Source organism: Streptomyces sp. NPDC045287, from assembly GCF_056432325.1.
The window spans coordinates 238,315-253,793 of sequence record NZ_JBWKJG010000010.1 but is presented as its reverse complement, the minus strand read 5'-3'; the positions used below and the strand labels follow the sequence as shown (position 1 = coordinate 253,793).

Sequence of the window (15,479 nt, the reverse complement as noted above, 5' to 3'; positions counted from 1 at the left end):
GTGCCAAGGCGGCCTGCGGTTGAGGACGGTTGGCGCGCTGGGGTCATCGGCTCGGGCCGGTGGTGGGCGCGGAGAACAGATCGGCCGGCCGCCAGGCGGTGCTCGGGCCGGAGGCCGCAGGCTGACGCACGGCGGGCCCGGTGGCCTTGCGGGCCTGGTGGGCGGCCCACTGACCGGACCGGGCGGCGGCCGGGAGGCGGGCGGGCCCCCACACCGGGTGGTGGTCCGCGTCGGCCGGCGAACGGCCGGTGGCCCAGGCGGCCAAGGCCCGGTAGACCGGGGCGAGGGCTTGACCGGCCGCAGTCAGTTGCAGTGCCGCGTCGCCACGGGTGACAGCGACGAGGCCGTCATCGATCAGCCTGCGCACCGGCGGGTAGATGGAGCTGGCCGTGAGGCCGGGCATCGCCTCGGCGGCCAGCGCCGCCGTGGTCGACGGCCCGCGGGTCTTGAGCGCCCACAGCAGCGCGGTCGCGTGCCGGTGGGAGATCAGGGCAAGGGCGTCCTCGACGTTCTGTGCGGCCGGGATCCGCTCCGGCTCCTGCTCACCGGTCGCCTGGTTGAGGACGAGGCTCTTCTCCAGGTGGGCGTCGCCCCAGGAGACCAGGGCCGCCAGCGTGGGCAGCAGCTCACGCCCGCGGGCGGTGAGCCCGTAGCTGACGTGCATCCGGGACTGGGCGGTGCGCTCCACCAGCCCGGCCTCGCCCAGCGCTCGCAGCCGAGGGTGGAGCTGGCCGTCGCCCAGCCACGGAAGGCGGGTCTTGATGTCGCTGTAGCGCAGGGCCTCGGGCTGGGCGGCGAGCGTCATCAGCACCCACGCGCTCCAGCGCGGCGCGATCATCTCCAGCGCCTCGGTGACGCGGGGCAGATCGGTGGAAGGAACTCGGGCAGCAGCCAAGGCAGGAACTCCAGAGGGGCGAACAGGCGAAGGGCGGGAAAGGGGTCACCGCGAGCGGGCGGGGACGGCGGGCGGCGCCGGGGGGATCGCGGCGGGAGCCTGAAGGGCGGCAGTGGCGTCGGGGACGCGGTGCAGGCTCTGCAGGACGTCGCCGAGGACCTGGGCGTGGGAGTCGCGGACGGTGACGGCGTGGGCCAGACGGCGGGTGGCGTCGGCGATGTGGCCGACGTCCGCGGGTCCGATGGTGCGATCGGGGTGGGTCAGGCGGTGCAGCTGCTCGATGTGGAAGACGACCCCGCGGTCGGCGTACTGCAGAGCGTCGAAGCTGTTGAGCAGGGCGTATCGCATGCTGCCGGGCGCGGCGCCAGCGGCGAGTTCGGCGATCGGGCGGCCGTAGAGGGCTTCGATCCGCTCCCCCGCCGCCCGGGAGGCGGCGTACGGATCGGGCACTCAGCGCCTCCCGGTGGCCGCCACCGCGGCGCTTCCGGTCTCAGGCGAAGGGGCCGGGGGAAGGCTGCTGCTCACCGGGGCCGGTCCGCCCGCGGAACGGGCGGCTGGTTGGGGCATGGCCGCCAGGAGCTTGTCGATCGCGATTCGGTACCCTCGCCGTCCCGCGAGCGCGGCCTCCAGCCACTGCGCGTCGAACCGCAGCGCATCTGCTGACAACCGGTCCAGATCGAGATCAGGTGCCATGTTCGCGTGGACGCGATCACGGACGCGTACGACCTGCGCCTCGGCCAGGGCCAGGAAGGCGCGCAGTTCCAGGGCGCGGACCAGAGCGGGTGAGGCTCCGGTGCGGATCGCGTTTTCGTGCAGTTCCGCCAGCGGTGCGCCGAACGCCTTCTCCAAGGCGGTGTCCTGGCTGCTGGGCTTGCGGCCGGCGGTCATCGCGCACCGCCCCTGATCCGTGTCGGCCGGGCCGGGACGGGAGTGGGCAGGGTGGTGGCCACCCGCGGGGCCGGACGCGTGCGGGCGCCGGTCTGCTCGGCGGGCGCCTCCAGCAGGAAGCGCAGGCTTTGTGCCCGGCCGTCGCGTACGGCGACTGCGGCGTTCACCTGATGGGCCAGAGCCACCACCGGGTCGTCCAGTACGTCCCCCACCGCTGTTCCCAGTGCGGCGACCAGCCTGTCCTCGGCCTGTTCCAGCGCCTGCTGGGCCTGGGAGAGCAGGCCGTACCAGTGCACCAGGTTCGTGGCACCGGGGTGGGCCCGGGGTGAGGCTTTGACGGCTCGGGCCAGCTCGGGCAGCGCCATGTCGAAGCGGGCCTCGATCGCCTCGCCGAGCACGGCGACCACGTCACCGTCGAGAACGTCGGGGATGTCGGACACGAAGGGCTCCTGGGAAAACGGGGTGGGAAGGCGGGGATCAGTACGGGCGTTGGTGCTCGGCGTGGCGTACGCGGCCGGTGGTGACCTCGTTGGTGACGTCCGCCGCTGCGGTGTGTCGCCAGGTGCCGTCGGTGACCTGCACCGTGAACACGTCGCCGCGCCGCGGCGCGGCGACCGCCGTGACGTCGTGGTCGGCACGGGCGTGGATGGCCACGGCGAGGACCGGCACGGCCCGTGGCGCCGGCCGTCGCGCGGGTCGAGGGGCCGCCGGTACTGATGGGGCGCCGTTCAAGACGGTGGCTGTGATGGATGGGGGCGAGTAGCACACGGCAGAGGGCTCCAGACCAGGAAGGACACGGGAACGACCGCCCCTTGGCAGGAGGTCGGTGGTGAAGCAAGGGTCCGGAGAATCCCCGGTTTCCGAAACCGGGGATCGGCGGCTATATTGCGCCGCTCGCGCCCGGCCCGGGCAGGTTGGGTGATCGGACAGGTCAGCGGCCGTGCGGCCGGTGGGGGGTGGACGAAGACGGAACGACCGGTGCCGGTGCGGGGGCGGCGCGGCGGGAGGCGGGCGCCGGCGGCGGCAGGGGCGGGGCTTCTTCGTCCATCCAGGCGCTCCACCAGTCGACGGCCTGCTCGTAGGCGTCGAAGGCACCCTCGCGCAGGGTGTAGGTGTCGGTGTCCGGATCGAACCGCTCCAGCAGGATCCGGAACGCGGGCCTGACGTCGGGGTCGAGTGCGCGCAGCATCACCGCCGTCTGCGGAGGACAGCGCTGGTCGTCGGTGTAACTGGCCAATGTGGTGAAATGGTTGGCTTCACCGCAGATACGCGCCTCCAGGGCACGGGTGATGTCGTCAGCGCGCCGGGGGGACTCCGGTACCGGGAGCGCGTCGGACGGGCAGCCCCGAGCGACCAGCCACGCCTGGGCCATCGCGTACAGCGGGAGTTCGGCCGAGGCGACCTGGTAGGAGCGGGCACGCAGGTCACGGGTGACATGTGCTGCCCGGAGCTGCGGTGCCCCCGGGATGCCCCAGGTGGCGCTCTCGTCGTAGAGCACGAAGTACGCGTCCGTGTAGGTGCGGTGCTCGCTCAGCACCCTGAAGTCCCCGCTGTCGATCTTGTCGAGATGATCCAGGTGGCTGTCGTCGGCAGGGTCGAAACCGTCGAGCTCGTAGTCGGGGCGGTGGTGATGCGGCAAGGGCAGGAGAGGCTTTCGGTGGGAGCGGTTCGGTACGGACCAGTGGGCTGGTCAGCGGCTTCGCGGCGGTGTCGGCCAGGCGCCGACCGGCCGGGCGGGCGCGGCTGCGGGGCGGGCGGCTGCGGGGCTGCGGGCGCCGAGCAGCGCGGTGCGGCCGGTGTGGGTCAGGGCGACCGGCTGGCCCAGGATCAGGGGACGGGAGGAATCCCGGGTGACGAGGCCGTGGCGCTCCAGGCGCTGGAAGACCGCGTACTCCACCAGGTGGCCTTGGGCGGTGCGTACGGAGATCCGGTGCGTGTGGAGGTTCTCTCGCACCGTGCCGCCGGCGGCGAGGGAGAGCAGGGCCGCGACATCGTGTGGTGCCAGCTCGTTGTCGGACGGGGCAGGGCCCGGGGCGGCGTCCTTGACCGCCTCCAGCGCCGCGGCGGTGCGGGCCTGCTGGTTGTCGCGGGCAGCAGTGGCCTCGGCGAGATCGTGCACGGTGCGGCGGATGCGGTCCAGCAGGGCGCTGTCGACGGGGTAGGAGCCCGACGACAGGCGCATCAAGACGTTGCGGTGGTAGGCGACCGCGCCCTCCGCGACCGCCAGTTCCCGGTGGGCGGTGGCGAGTTCGGCCCGCTCGCTGGTGAGCAGGCCGGCCTCGTGGTCGTGGTGCAGAGCGGCCAGGTCACCGACGGTCTGCTCGATCGGCCCGTCCAGGGCCGTCGGTGCCGAAGCGCGCGTGGGCGTGGTCATGCCGGCCGGCAGGCGCAATCGGCCGGGACGGCGGCCAGCAGGGCCGAGCGCCGGTAGGACTTCCGGCGCCGTCCGTGAGCCAGGGTGACGTCGCGGCTGGCGACCTCGTAGGGGCGCAGCAGTGCGGCGAGGCGGGCCTGGGTGAGGTCCGCGTACGCCCAGCGTCCTTCCGCGGTACCCGGCAGGCTGCGCAGCCCGGCGACGAGGTCGGCCGAGGACATGGCGTCCGGGGAACCGCAGGCGTCGAAGACGTGCAGGCAGGCGGCCACGACGCACGGCGCGGGACGCGGTCCGGTGTCGGTTGCGAGAAAGGGGTCTTGGGCCGGTGCGAGGTCCGCCTGCTCGTCCTTGACCGGGGTGGACGCGGTACAGCAGGCGTCCGCGCCCAGCAGACGTGCCACCTGCCGGCCTGCGTCGAGGCGCTCGACGAGCAGTGCCACCAGGTCCTCCAGTTCCTGCTCCGCGTCGTGTGCGTTTACCGGCAGGGGGCGGTCGGTGAGAGCGGCGAGTTCCTCATCCAGCTCCAGTTGCCGGGCCTTCGCCTCCAGCAGGGCCTGGTGGCGCGGGTGCGGTGCCGGGGCGGGCCCGAGCACGGCGGCGACCAGGACGTCGAGCAGGCCAAGGGGGGTGGCGAAGGTGGGGGGTGTCATCGACGGTGACCCTTCTGGACGGGAGCGAGTACGGGGGCCGGCACGGGCAGGTCCGGGACCGGGAACGGTGCGGCCTGAGCCTGGGGCACAGGGGTGCGGCCGTGCAGCTGGGGTGAACGGGAACGGGCCGCGTGGGCACGGGGGCCTACCGCGGGGCGGGGGCGGTTCACGCGGGACCGGACGGTGTCGTAGATGTCGTGGTGGGCGCGTGGGCGCACGGCGACGACGTGGATGTCGGTGGGGTGGCTGGATCCGGCCGGGGCGGGCCGGTGGGTGTAGACGATGCGCCACTGGGAGCGAGAGCCCAGGTAGAGCTTGCGGTAGCCGGTCAGTTCGGCGGTCAGTTTGCTGCCGGCCTCCCGGGCACGCACCACGTCCTGGATGCGGGCCAGGGCCACATCGCGCAGGTCGCCGGGAACAGCGAGCAGGTCGGTCAGGGCCTCGGGGTGGAAGGACAGTCCGAACGCCGCCGACGATGACTTCGGTGGAAGGGTCACGAGGCGTCCCCGCCCGGCGCCGAGGCGGCGGCCTGCTGCGCTTCGGCGTCGCGGGCGGCGGACCGCGCGGACGGGCCCGGGCCGCGCAGCAGGCGGTGCTCAGGCCGTTCCGGATCGGTCTGGCACGCGCTCAGGGGACCGCCGGGCGCTCGGACGTGGGCCATCGCGTGGGTGAGGAAGTCGCGGTGCCACACGAACATGCCGGAAGGGCCGGCCTCGGGTTCTTTGTGCTGCTGGTAGGCCATCCACAGCGCGTGCAGCCAGGCCACGACGTCGAGGTGCTCCTGCCACTGATCGCACCAGGGGGCGGCGGTGGTGATCTCGGCGCCGTAGACGTCCATGAGGTGGTCGTCCACCCAGTCGGTCAGCGCCGCGAGTTCGTCGTCGAACTCGTCGCCTTCGAGTTCCAGGATCGGCTTGGGGTCAGGCGGCGGGACCGGGGCGGTGAAGGCCGGCATGCCGGGGAACCCGGCGAAGGGCATGCTCGCGGCCATCGGGTCCGCGGGCGGGGCGGCGGCCAGGGTGTCGATCATGCGGGCCTGCTCGGCCGACTGATCCAGCAACTTGCGTACGGACGCCTCGATCGATTCGAGGTCGGCGTCCGGCAGGCGGACCGGTTCCATTTCCCCGTTATCGCGGGGCTCGGTGGATTCGGGCACGAAAAGGGATCTCCTTGCAGCCGGGGCCGGTAAGTCGGTGGCCCCGATGGTCCGGAGAATCTCCGGTTTCGGAAACCGGGGATCGGCCGCTATATTGCGCCCGCCCCCGGACGGCGAAATGCTCTACCGGGAGGTTCTGCTCAGGAGGTCAGAGCGAAGTCGTCCTGGGAGTGCACCTGCTGGACGGCCTCGGTGAGCCGGTCGGAGGCCACGGCCGTGTACTCCCTGGTCTTCTCGATGCCAATGAAATCCCGCCCCTCCAGCAGGGCCGCGACACCGGTCGAACCCGACCCGGCGCAGAAGTCGAGCACGGTGCCGCCCGGCGGAGCGATCCTGACCAGCTGCCTCATCACCTCGACCGGCTTCTGGGTGATGTGCTTGCGGGCCTTGCCCGAGGGCTGGGAGGCGCTGTAGAGGCCGGGCAAGTAGATCGGGTTCACTGAAGCGTCGATCTTGCCCTTGGCGCCCCAGACGATGTACTCGCAGTCCTGGCGGAACTTGCCCTTTTGCGGTCTGGCCTGCGGCTTGTGCCAGGTCAGCACCCCCAGCCACAGCCACCCGGCTGCCTGGAACGCGTCCGTCGTGGCCGGCAGCTGCCGCCAGTCGGTGAACAGCAGACCCGTGCCGCCGACCTTCGTCACGCGATGGGCCTCGGTCATGATCTGGGTCAGCCAGAGGGTGTACGAGCGCTGGTCCATGTTCTCGCCCGTGAAGTCCGGCAGTGCGTGCCGGGCGTCGGCGGAGACGTACTTCTGGCGGGCCGATCGGCTCGTGCGCTCCTTGGCGGTCCGCCCGCCCGAGTTGTACGGCGGGTCGGTGATGACGGAATCGACACAGCCGTCGGGCAGCGTCGCGAGCACGCTCAGCGCGTCGCCCTGGTGGAGGGAAAACGGCAAAAGGGAACCCCAATTCGGTGAGGGAAGCGGTGGGAATGCTCCAAACCGCGCACAGGCCCACAGCAGGACATGCCGATGGGCGCGCGGGGAGGCCCAAACTGTAGGTCACAATCCCCGGTCGAGACGCATCACGGGCCAAAACCCCGGAAAACTCGCGGGTCGTGGTCCGCGATTTCGGTGACCGGGGATTCGGGCTTACTGTCTTGTCACTGCCCGGCGGACACCGCCGATGGCGCACCCTCCCCCTTCCCCCTCTCCTGCCCAGAAGGCCCCTGTGCTCCGTCCGTGACCCCACACGCGGCCCGCACCGCCGCCCATCGCTTCCACCATCTACCTCAAACCCCTGACACAAAGGCCGCGCATGTACCGCCCCTGCTGACTTCACCCGCACGTCCAAGGCTGCCCGCCGGCGAAGGAGGTCCCCCTTTGATGTCCCGTCCGTAAGGCCCGTCGGCACGCCCGGCGCACCGCCCTGTTCCCGGCCCGCCCCGCGGGTCACATCCGGCCTGCCCGAGGAGGTCAGCCCATGTTCCGCCCGTAATCCCCTCACCCGGCCGGGTGCGTGAGGCAACGCGCGCCCGGCCCGGGGCCCCTTGATCCGGTTTCACCGCTCCGGCCGCACGGCCCTTCCCCTCGCACACCGTGCGGCCGGAGCTCCCACCCCCCGAGGAACTCTCCCGTGACCCGCTCCTTCCCGCCCCCGTGCGACCTCCTCGCAGCCCGCCGACCGGAGGCCGTCCGGGAGTGAAAGGCATCGTCGCCACGATCGGCGCGCTCTGCCTCTGCCCCTTCCTTCTCGTCGGCACCGCCGTGCTCGCCGCCGCCGCGGGCGACACCGCGGGCCCCGGCGCCTCCTGCGCCGCGGGTCCGGTCGACACCGCCGCCGTGCAGCGCCAGGTCGCCGCCGTCCTCGACGGCTCCGGTGGGCAGGACGTGCACGTCGAGGGTCTGGACCTGCCCGACGAGCAGATCCCCCACGCCCGCACCATCGTCGCCACCGGCATCACTCTCGGCGTCCCCGCCCGCGGCCAGATCGTCGCGCTGGCCACCGCCATCCAGGAGAGCCGCCTGCGGAACCTCGCCTACGGCGATCGTGACTCGCTCGGCCTGTTCCAGCAGCGCCCTAGCCAGGGCTGGGGCACCCCTGCCCAGATCCGCGATCCGGTCTACGCCAGCACCCGTTTCTACCAGGGCCTGTTGAAGGTGCCCGGCTGGCAGCAGATGACGATCACGCAGGCCGCACAGGCTGTCCAGCTCTCCGGTTTCCCCGATGCCTACGCCCAGTGGGAACCCCTCGCCCGCGCGCTGCGGCAGGCCATCGTCGCCACCCTCAAGGTCACAGGCCCCGCCGGCGGCCAGGAACCGGATGGTCCGCCGACCGACCCGTGCTCCCCGCTCGAAGACGGCAGCGGATCCGGCCCCATCCCCCAAGGGGCGACCCCCAAGGGCTACGCCATCCCCGCCGGCACCGACCCGCGGGCCAAGACAGCTCTCACCTGGGCGATGCACCAGCTCGGCACCCTCTACCAGTGGGGCGGCACCTGCACGGCGCCCCACGGGCCGGATCCGATGGGCCGCTGCGACTGCTCCAGCCTGGTCCAGCAGGCGTACAAGAAGGCCGGCATCACCCTGACCCGGACCACGTACACCCAGGTCAACGAGGGCGACGCCGTTCCTTTGAGCGCGCTGCACCCCGGCGACCTGGTGTTCAGCCGCGGCAGCGCCGCCCGCCCCGAGCACGTCGGTCTCTACGCCGGGCACGGCTACGTCATCGAGGCACCGCGCACCGGCAAGCCGGTCCGCTTCAGCACCCTCGCCGATTACGCCGCCCACAGCGCGCGCCGGGTCCTGTGACACCGCTCCGCCCGACAACCCCGTAAGGCACCGGGCGGACCGGGCCGCCTTCGCGCCGCACAGCGCCGTCCCCTTCTTCCTGTTCCCCGGCAGGACCTGCCCTGTCCTGCACATGCAAGGAGCGCACCACCATCACCCCCGCCACCTTCACCCCCTCCCTGTCCGAGCGCCTCGTCCACCTCGCCTACGACCCCGGCGTCTCTCCCCAGGGCGGCGGCCTGCCCGGCCTCAACGTCCTGCGCACCGTCGTCAACAGCATCAACCTCTTCGGCATCGTGGCCGTGGTCGGTGCGCTCGCCGTCAGCCTCGGCGTGTGGGCCTGGGGCCATCACACCGGCGGCCACCAGGCCGAAGCCAACGGGAAGAAGGGCGCGGTCGTCAGTGCGGGCGCGGCCCTCGGCCTCGGTGCCGCCAACGGCATCGTGGCCTTCTTCAGCGCGCTCGGTTCGCAGGTTCATTGATGAAGAAACGCTCCCTCGACGCTCTGGGCGTCGGCTGGCCGCCGCCCCGGCGCCTGGCCCTCGTCGCCGGTGCACTCGCCGTACTGCTGGTCCTCACCGGTGCCGTCGCCTGGTGGACCGGCCGCGGCCAGAACACCGACGCGCTCCCCGCGAAGGCCGGCCCGCCCGCGCTGCGGGAGAGCGCCTCCTCGCCCGGGCCGACATCGGGCTCGGACACCGCGCCGGTCGCCGGTCCACCGCCGATTTCCGACCCTCTCGCCTTCGCCCGGGCGAGCGCGGTGATGCTGTGGACCTTCGACGCCCGCACCGCCAGCCACGCCGACCAGCTCGCCGGCATGCGCGCCTGGATGACCACCGAATCCGCGTACGCGGACTGGGACTCCGTCCAGGCCCAGGTCCCCGACCCGGTGCTGTGGTCGCGGTTGAAGGACAACGGCCAGCACGCCAGCGCCACGACCTCCCAGGCGCACTTCCCCTCCGCGTTCAAGCAGGCCCTGGCCGAGGACCCGCAGGCCATCACCGAGGCGTACATCTACGCCGTCACCGTGCGCGGCAAGACGCACCTGGCCTGGTCCGGAGGCGGGGGCGGCGCCGAGGACCGCCAGATCACCCTCGCCGTCCAGTGCCGGCCCGGCAAGGACTGCCGTCTGGTCGCCGTGGCTCCGCGCGTCGCCCTGTAACCGCTTCCCCCTCGAAAGGACCGCCCGACGTGGGCTTCTGTGACCTGCCCGTCGCCGGCAGCCTCTGCAAGGCCGGCGACGCGATCGACTTCGCCTCCGATCCCGTCGGTGCGATCGGGGAGTGGATGGCGGAAAGCGCCGGCGACCTCGCCGCCGCTGCCGCGGACCTGGCCGCCAAGGCCATCGACCGGACCACCGACATCGACCTCGGCGCGGGATGGTTCCGCGCCAATTATGAGCTGATCCTCCCCATCGGCCTGGTCCTGCTGGTCGCGACGTTCTGCGCCCAGTTGGTGAGAGCCGCGATCAAGCGCGACGGCCAGGCCCTCACCCAAGCGCTGACGGGCACCGCGGAAGGCGCGCTGTTCGCGTTCTGCGCCATCGCCTTCACCACCGTCGCCGTCGAAGTGGTCGACGCCCTGTCCGACGGCCTGTTCGCGGCGGCCGGAACGGACATCTCCTCCGCCGTGCGGCGGATCGTCAAGGTCTCCCAGATCGGGGCCATCGCCGGATTGGGCTGGCTCGTCGCCGTCACCGCCGCCCTCGCAAGCGCGGTCGGAGCGTTCCTGTTCTGGTGCGTCATGATGGTGCGCAAGATCGGCATCCTCATCCTGGTGACGCTGGCGGTGTTCGCGGGAGCGGGCGGCGGCTGGGAGGTCGCCCGCCGCTGGCGGCGCGGCTGGCTTGAAGCCACCGCCACCCTCGTGGTGTCGAAACTGCTGATGACGATCATCTGCGTACTCGGCATCGCGGCGATGGGCAAGACCGACAGCAAGGACGGTGTCGCCGCCCTCGCCGACGTCGCCGCAGGCATGGTGATCATGCTGTTGGTGCTGCTCTGCCCGTACATGTGCTTCAAGTTCATCCACTGGGCATCCGAGAACACGGATGGCGAGGCGATCCACCGCGCCGGTGGCGCCGGAGCGCAGATAGCCCGCCAGCACGCCGAGAACATCGCGCGCAAGGCCACAGCCGCGGCGGCGACCGCCGGCACCGGCGGCGCGGCGGCCGGAGCTGCGGGCGGTGTCCAGGCCGCAGGAGGCGGAGGCTTCCCCGGCGACATCGCAGCCAACCCCACCGGCGGCATGAGCGTGGAGAAGGACGGTTCCGACGGCAACCCCGGAGACGACCTCCATGACCTGCTGAAACAGGCCGGACCCCCGCACGCCCACAACAGCACCAGCCAGGACGGCGGTCCGCCGAGCTGGAGCGGCGCCGACACCGGTGCCCAGCAGACCAGGTGGGTCCACAACGCTCCGTCCGACCCGATGCCGCCGGCCCACGGTGCCCCGTCCGCCGGTGACAGCGCCCCCCACTCCGGATCACCGACCGGTCAGTAACTCCGCCCGCTCGGGGCAGGATTCGCCGCCCCGCGCGTCCTGCCCCGACCCGACCCGGAAGCGCTCCTTGTCCTCCGAAGTCCTCCCCCTCACCGTCAAGTTCCCCACCCGGTCACGGCGCGGCATCCTCCTGGGCCTGACCCTCCCCCAGTTCGTTCTCGTCTCCTCCACGCTGGCACTGCTGCTCGTCACCGTCGTGACCGCCGGTCTCGCAGGCGCCATCATCCTGGCCCCGTTGTGGATCACCACCGCGGTCCTGGTCGGGGTGCGGCGCGAGGGCCGGTCCCTGATCGACTGGGCACCGCTCGTGCTGCGATACGCCCACCGGCGCCGCACGGGGCAGACGGTATGGCGGGCCCGGCCCGTCTCCCGCCCCCAGGCAGAAGGGCTGCTGCACCTGCCCGGCACCACCGCGTCACTTCGCGTGGCCACCGCCGACTCCGGGGCCGCCGCCGTCCACGACCCCCACCGCCAGACCCTGACCGCCGTCGCCCGCGTCACCTCCCGCGCCTTCGCACTACTCGACCCGGCCACCCAGAACTCCAACGTCTCCGCGTGGGGACGGGCCCTCGCCGGCATCGCCCGTCCCGGGCACGTCGCCACCGTCCAGGTCCTGGAGCGCACGGTGCCGGACTCCGGCGACAGCCTCGCCCGCCACTGGGCCGAGCACGGCAACCCCGAGGCTCCCGTCGCCGGGCAGATCTACTCCGCGCTCGTCGACTCCGCAGGCCCGGCCGCCGCCCCGCACGAGGCGTACCTGGCCATCGCCCTGGACCTGAAGGCCGCCAAACGGCTGATCAGCCAGGCTGGCGGGGGCCTGACCGGAGCCTTCACCGTCATGGAGCAGACCACCGCCGCCATCGCCCAGGCCGCCCGCAGCGCCGGCCTCACCGTCACCGGGTGGCTCGGCGCCCGCGAGATCGCCGCCGTACTGCGCACCGCCTACGACCCGGCCTCCACCGCCCGCCTGCAGCAGTGGTCCTCCACCGGCCGCGCCGAGGCCGACCCCGCCGCCGCCGGCCCCGTCGCCCAGGTCGAGGAGACCGACCGGGTAATCACCGACTCCGCCCGGCACGCCACGTACTGGATCGAGAACTGGCCCCGCACGACGACGAACGCGGGCTTCCTGCACAGCATCATGTTCAGCACCGGGGTGCGCCGCACCTTCTCCCTTGTATACGCACCCCAGGACATCGACTCCGCCCTGCGCGACGTCCAGCGCAAGAAGGCCGCGATCATCGCGGACGCCTCCGAGCGCCGGCGCCGCGGCCAGGTCGAGTCCGAGGCCGACAACGTCGAGTATGCGGATGTCAAGACCCGCGAGAAGCAACTGATCTCCGGGCACGCGGACGTTGCCTTGACCGGCCTGCTGACCGTCTCTGCCGACACCGACCAGGCCCTGGACGCGGCCTGCGCCCAGATCGAAACCGCCGCTGCCGGAGCCCAAGTGGACCTGCGACGCCTGCTGTTCCAGCAAACGGATGCCTTCACCACCAGCGCGCTCCCCCTCGCCCGCAACACCCTGTAGCCACCTCTCTTCACCGCGGAGGCCCATGCCCGTCGACCCCGACCAGCTCATCACCGACCTACGAGCCCTGCTCGCGTCCTGCCGGGCCCTGGCCGCCAGGCACCAGGCCACCTTGGACCAGTACCGCACCGAGGACGGCGAGGTACCCGACGACCGGTACGCCGAGTACGACGACGCCCGCATCACCGCGGCCATCGAGGCCAGCGACCGGCTCGACACCGTCATCGAGCACCTCGCCCGCCTCACCGGCCCGTCGCCCGCTCCGTTCACTCTCGTCTTCGCCGGAAACGAGCGCTATGACGGTCATGCCCCGTTCTCCTTCGTCGTCCGCGCCACCGACCTCCACGAGGCCCGCCAGGTCATCGACCGCCTCCCCGGCTTCCAGCAGTGGCGCCGCGACCAGGTCTCCCTCGACGACCCGGACGGCACCCCCGACATCGAGTACCTGGCCGACCAGAGCCATCCCGGCCTGCCCACCTTCGGTGACTACATCGACCTGCGTCAGCAAAGCCCCCACGCCCCCCGCACCGCTCCACCCAGCGCGCTGCCGGCCCCCGCGCCGCCGAGCCCGCGCCCCCCGCGCCGCTGAACCACCGCCCGCGGCAGCAAGGACCCCGTGAACATCTCGCCCGATACCAGCGACGGCTCCGCCCGCCCCTACCTGCGCGCCGCCACCGCCGGTCTGCGCCACCACAGCCGTCGCACCCTCCAGCCCGCCGACCGCCCCTACCTCGACACCCTGCACGCCCACCTCACCGCCGCCCACCAGTTCCTGAACCAGCTGGCCGAGGCGACCCGCCCCCCGTACCCCGCCGCCGGCCGCCACCTCGCCACCGCGCACACCCGGCTGTGGCAGGCAGCCACCGAGATCCACTGCGCCTTCCACCTCCTGCCCTCCCTCTCGCCCCCGGACCATGCGGACGGACCGCAGTGCCACCCGGAACGGCTGCCCGAAGGGCCACCGGTCCTGACCATCTGCCAGCGCCACCTGGCCGCCGTCCACGCCGTCCGGCGCAAGACCACCCCCGCCGACCTCGCGTCCTGACCCTCGGAAGCGACCCGTGTCCCACCGCCGCGCCAGCGCGTCCCCCCTGTTCACTCCCCACGGCATCGACCGTTCCCAGCGCCGCGCCCTGCGCGAGCAGACCGCCCGTGCCAAGGCCCGGGCCCGCGACGTCGCCGGCACCACCGAACAGCAACCGGTCCAGACCGCCTTCCCCGACGCCGTCTACCCTCCCGCCGGACGCCCAGGTCCCGCCTCCGCCCGGGGCAGCCGCCTCAAGCTCCCGGCCCACCGCATGACCACGGCCGTCGCGTCGGCGGCATACCCGTTCCTTGCCGAAGGCGGACTCGGAGCGGACGGCATCTACATCGGCCGAGACCTCCACGCCGAGGGATCCTTCACCTTCGACCCGTTCGCCCTGTACGGCAAGGTCGACGGCTTCACCAACCCCAATGTGCTGCTCGCCGGTGTGATCGGCCAGGGCAAGAGCGCGCTCGCCAAGAGCCTGGCACTGCGCAGCGTCGCGTTCGGGTACCGGGTGTACGTCCCGTGCGACCCGAAGGGCGAGTGGACACCCGTTGCGCAGGCCCTGGGCGGCGCGGCCATCACCCTCGGCCCCGGCCTCCCCGGCAGGCTGAACCCTCTGGACGCGCCCCGGCCGACATCGGTGCCGGAGACGGAGTGGGAGGGCGAGGTCCGCAAGCGCAGGCTGCTGCTGCTCGGCTCGCTGGCCCGCACGGTACTGGGCCGGGAGCTGCTGCCCATGGAGCACACCGTGCTGGACATGGCGCTCGACGCCGCGGTCACCCTCGCGGCAGCCTCCTCCCGGCCTCCCCTGCTCGGCGACGTCGCCCACGCCCTGGCCGACGGCCCCGGCCTCGAACTCGCGGGCGGCCTGCTGGCCGGACGTCTCGGGGACGCCGCCCGCGACCTTGCCCACGCCATGCGGAGGCTGGTCTTCGGCGACCTCGCGGGGATGTTCGACGCCCCTTCCACCACGGCCTTCAATCCGTACAGCCCGATGCTGTCCATCGACCTCTCCCGTCTGGGCGGCACCGACGACACCGCCTTGGTCCTGGCGATGACGTGCGCGTCGGCCTGGATGGAAGCCGCGCTCACCGACCCCTACGGCGGGCGACGCTGGGTGATCTACGACGAGGCATGGAGGCTGATGAGGCATCCGGCGCTGTTGACGCGCATGCAGGCCCAGTGGAAGCTCTCCCGCGGCCTGGGCATCGCCAACCTCATGGTCATCCACCGGCTGTCCGACCTTCTCACCGCCGGCGACGCCGGATCCCAGGGCCGCGCCCTGGCCGAGGGCCTGCTCGCCGACTGCAGCACGCGCGTGATCTACCGGCAGGAGACCGACCAACTGCACGCCGCCGCCGGGCTCCTGGGGTTGACCAGCGTCGAAAGCGCGGCCCTGACCCATCTGACCAGGGGGCGCGGTCTGTGGAAGGTCGCAGGCCGAAGTTTCGTGGTCCAGCACCAGCTGCACCCCGCTGAGCTGCAACTGTTCGACACCGACGCCCGCATGCACACCACCCGCGACGTATCCGCCCCGCCGGGCCTCCCCCGCTGAACCCACCCACCAAGGAGCCTCCCACCATCGGCACCCGCAGCTTCATCGCCCGCCCCACTGACGCCCTCACCGGATCCCGGTACCACGGGATCTACTGCCACTTCGACGGCTATCCCGACCACCAGCTCCCCCTCCTGCTCGGAGCCCTGCGCTACCGCTTCACCGGCGACCT

At 72.4% G+C, this 15,479-nt stretch carries 19 protein-coding genes; 8 read left to right on the top strand and 11 right to left on the bottom strand.

The annotated features are described in order from the left end of the window. Positions 1-43: 43 nt before the first annotated feature. From AC07D6_RS18935 to AC07D6_RS18885, 11 genes are all read right to left on the bottom strand, one after another. Complete coding sequence (locus AC07D6_RS18935; RefSeq protein WP_479045702.1) at positions 44-895, bottom strand: winged helix-turn-helix transcriptional regulator; 852 nt, start codon at positions 893-895, stop codon at positions 44-46. A gap of 45 nt (positions 896-940) precedes the next feature. Then, positions 941-1,345 (bottom strand): hypothetical protein, encoded by a 405-nt coding sequence (locus AC07D6_RS18930; protein ID WP_479045699.1) that lies wholly within the window; start codon positions 1,343-1,345, stop codon positions 941-943. Continuing rightward, the gene (locus AC07D6_RS18925) at positions 1,346-1,783 is read right to left on the bottom strand and encodes a hypothetical protein (RefSeq protein WP_479045697.1); all 438 of its coding nucleotides are present in this window, start codon (positions 1,781-1,783) and stop codon (positions 1,346-1,348) included. It lies immediately after the preceding gene. Then, positions 1,780-2,223: a hypothetical protein gene (locus AC07D6_RS18920; RefSeq protein ID WP_479045695.1), complete on the bottom strand. Its 444-nt coding sequence runs from the start codon at positions 2,221-2,223 to the stop codon at positions 1,780-1,782. The genes AC07D6_RS18925 and AC07D6_RS18920 overlap by 4 nt, the downstream gene beginning before the upstream one ends. A 37-nt stretch (positions 2,224-2,260) precedes the next feature. Next, positions 2,261-2,437 carry a hypothetical protein gene (locus AC07D6_RS18915; RefSeq protein WP_479045693.1) on the bottom strand — a complete coding sequence of 59 codons (177 nt, stop codon included), beginning with the start codon at positions 2,435-2,437 and terminating at the stop codon, positions 2,261-2,263. Between the two features lie 277 nt (positions 2,438-2,714). Further along, positions 2,715-3,422 carry a hypothetical protein gene (locus tag AC07D6_RS18910; protein ID WP_479045691.1) on the bottom strand — a complete coding sequence of 236 codons (708 nt, stop codon included), beginning with the start codon at positions 3,420-3,422 and terminating at the stop codon, positions 2,715-2,717. A gap of 51 nt (positions 3,423-3,473) precedes the next feature. Beyond that, entirely contained in the window at positions 3,474-4,157 is a 684-nt protein-coding gene (locus tag AC07D6_RS18905; RefSeq protein ID WP_479045688.1) for a hypothetical protein, read from the bottom strand. After that, complete coding sequence (locus AC07D6_RS18900; protein WP_479045685.1) at positions 4,154-4,807, bottom strand: DUF3631 domain-containing protein; 654 nt, start codon at positions 4,805-4,807, stop codon at positions 4,154-4,156. The genes AC07D6_RS18905 and AC07D6_RS18900 overlap by 4 nt, the downstream gene beginning before the upstream one ends. Further along, entirely contained in the window at positions 4,804-5,304 is a 501-nt protein-coding gene (locus AC07D6_RS18895; protein WP_479045683.1) for a hypothetical protein, read from the bottom strand. Before AC07D6_RS18895 ends, AC07D6_RS18900 begins: the two co-directional genes overlap by 4 nt. After that, a complete protein-coding gene (locus AC07D6_RS18890) occupies positions 5,301-5,927 on the bottom strand; it encodes a DUF4913 domain-containing protein (protein WP_479045768.1) in 627 nt (208 codons plus the stop codon). The genes AC07D6_RS18895 and AC07D6_RS18890 overlap by 4 nt, the downstream gene beginning before the upstream one ends. Positions 5,928-6,103: 176 nt before the next feature. Next, a complete protein-coding gene (locus AC07D6_RS18885) occupies positions 6,104-6,859 on the bottom strand; it encodes a DNA-methyltransferase (RefSeq protein ID WP_479045680.1) in 756 nt (251 codons plus the stop codon). Positions 6,860-7,603: 744 nt separating this feature from the next. On the opposite strand from AC07D6_RS18885, the gene AC07D6_RS18880 reads away from it, so the two are divergent. The 8 genes from AC07D6_RS18880 (at position 7,604) to AC07D6_RS18845 (ending at position 15,307) form a co-directional block, all read left to right on the top strand. Then, positions 7,604-8,713, top strand: a complete 1,110-nt coding sequence (locus AC07D6_RS18880; protein WP_479045678.1) for a C40 family peptidase — start codon at positions 7,604-7,606, stop codon at positions 8,711-8,713. A gap of 158 nt (positions 8,714-8,871) precedes the next feature. After that, positions 8,872-9,174 (top strand): DUF6112 family protein, encoded by a 303-nt coding sequence (locus tag AC07D6_RS18875; protein ID WP_479045765.1) that lies wholly within the window; start codon positions 8,872-8,874, stop codon positions 9,172-9,174. After that, positions 9,174-9,854 carry a hypothetical protein gene (locus AC07D6_RS18870; RefSeq protein WP_479045676.1) on the top strand — a complete coding sequence of 227 codons (681 nt, stop codon included), beginning with the start codon at positions 9,174-9,176 and terminating at the stop codon, positions 9,852-9,854. The genes AC07D6_RS18875 and AC07D6_RS18870 overlap by 1 nt, the downstream gene beginning before the upstream one ends. 29 nt (positions 9,855-9,883) lie before the next feature. Continuing rightward, a complete protein-coding gene (locus AC07D6_RS18865; RefSeq protein ID WP_479045674.1) occupies positions 9,884-11,194 on the top strand; it encodes an SCO6881 family protein in 1,311 nt (436 codons plus the stop codon). 67 nt (positions 11,195-11,261) lie between these two features. Beyond that, positions 11,262-12,722 (top strand): SCO6880 family protein, encoded by a 1,461-nt coding sequence (locus AC07D6_RS18860; RefSeq protein ID WP_479045671.1) that lies wholly within the window; start codon positions 11,262-11,264, stop codon positions 12,720-12,722. A gap of 25 nt (positions 12,723-12,747) precedes the next feature. Beyond that, on the top strand, positions 12,748-13,311 hold the full coding sequence (locus AC07D6_RS18855; RefSeq protein ID WP_479045669.1) for a hypothetical protein: 564 nt from the start codon (positions 12,748-12,750) through the stop codon (positions 13,309-13,311). A 27-nt stretch (positions 13,312-13,338) separates the two neighbouring features. Beyond that, entirely contained in the window at positions 13,339-13,767 is a 429-nt protein-coding gene (locus AC07D6_RS18850; protein WP_479045667.1) for a DUF6238 family protein, read from the top strand. Between the two features lie 16 nt (positions 13,768-13,783). Next, on the top strand, positions 13,784-15,307 hold the full coding sequence (locus AC07D6_RS18845; RefSeq protein WP_479045664.1) for an ATP-binding protein: 1,524 nt from the start codon (positions 13,784-13,786) through the stop codon (positions 15,305-15,307). Positions 15,308-15,479: the final 172 nt, after the last annotated feature.

Bases quoted from the DNA above. Each gene is read 5' to 3' on its own strand.
- AC07D6_RS18905 (WP_479045688.1), bottom strand. From the start codon at position 4,157: ATGACCACGCCCACGCGCGCTTCGGCACCGACGGCCCTGGACGGGCCG.
- AC07D6_RS18870 (WP_479045676.1), top strand. From the start codon at position 9,174: ATGAAGAAACGCTCCCTCGACGCTCTGGGCGTCGGCTGGCCGCCGCCC.
- AC07D6_RS18925 (WP_479045697.1), bottom strand. From the start codon at position 1,783: ATGACCGCCGGCCGCAAGCCCAGCAGCCAGGACACCGCCTTGGAGAAG.
- AC07D6_RS18890 (WP_479045768.1), bottom strand. From the start codon at position 5,927: ATGGAACCGGTCCGCCTGCCGGACGCCGACCTCGAATCGATCGAGGCG.
- AC07D6_RS18855 (WP_479045669.1), top strand. From the start codon at position 12,748: ATGCCCGTCGACCCCGACCAGCTCATCACCGACCTACGAGCCCTGCTC.
- AC07D6_RS18900 (WP_479045685.1), bottom strand. From the start codon at position 4,807: ATGACACCCCCCACCTTCGCCACCCCCCTTGGCCTGCTCGACGTCCTG.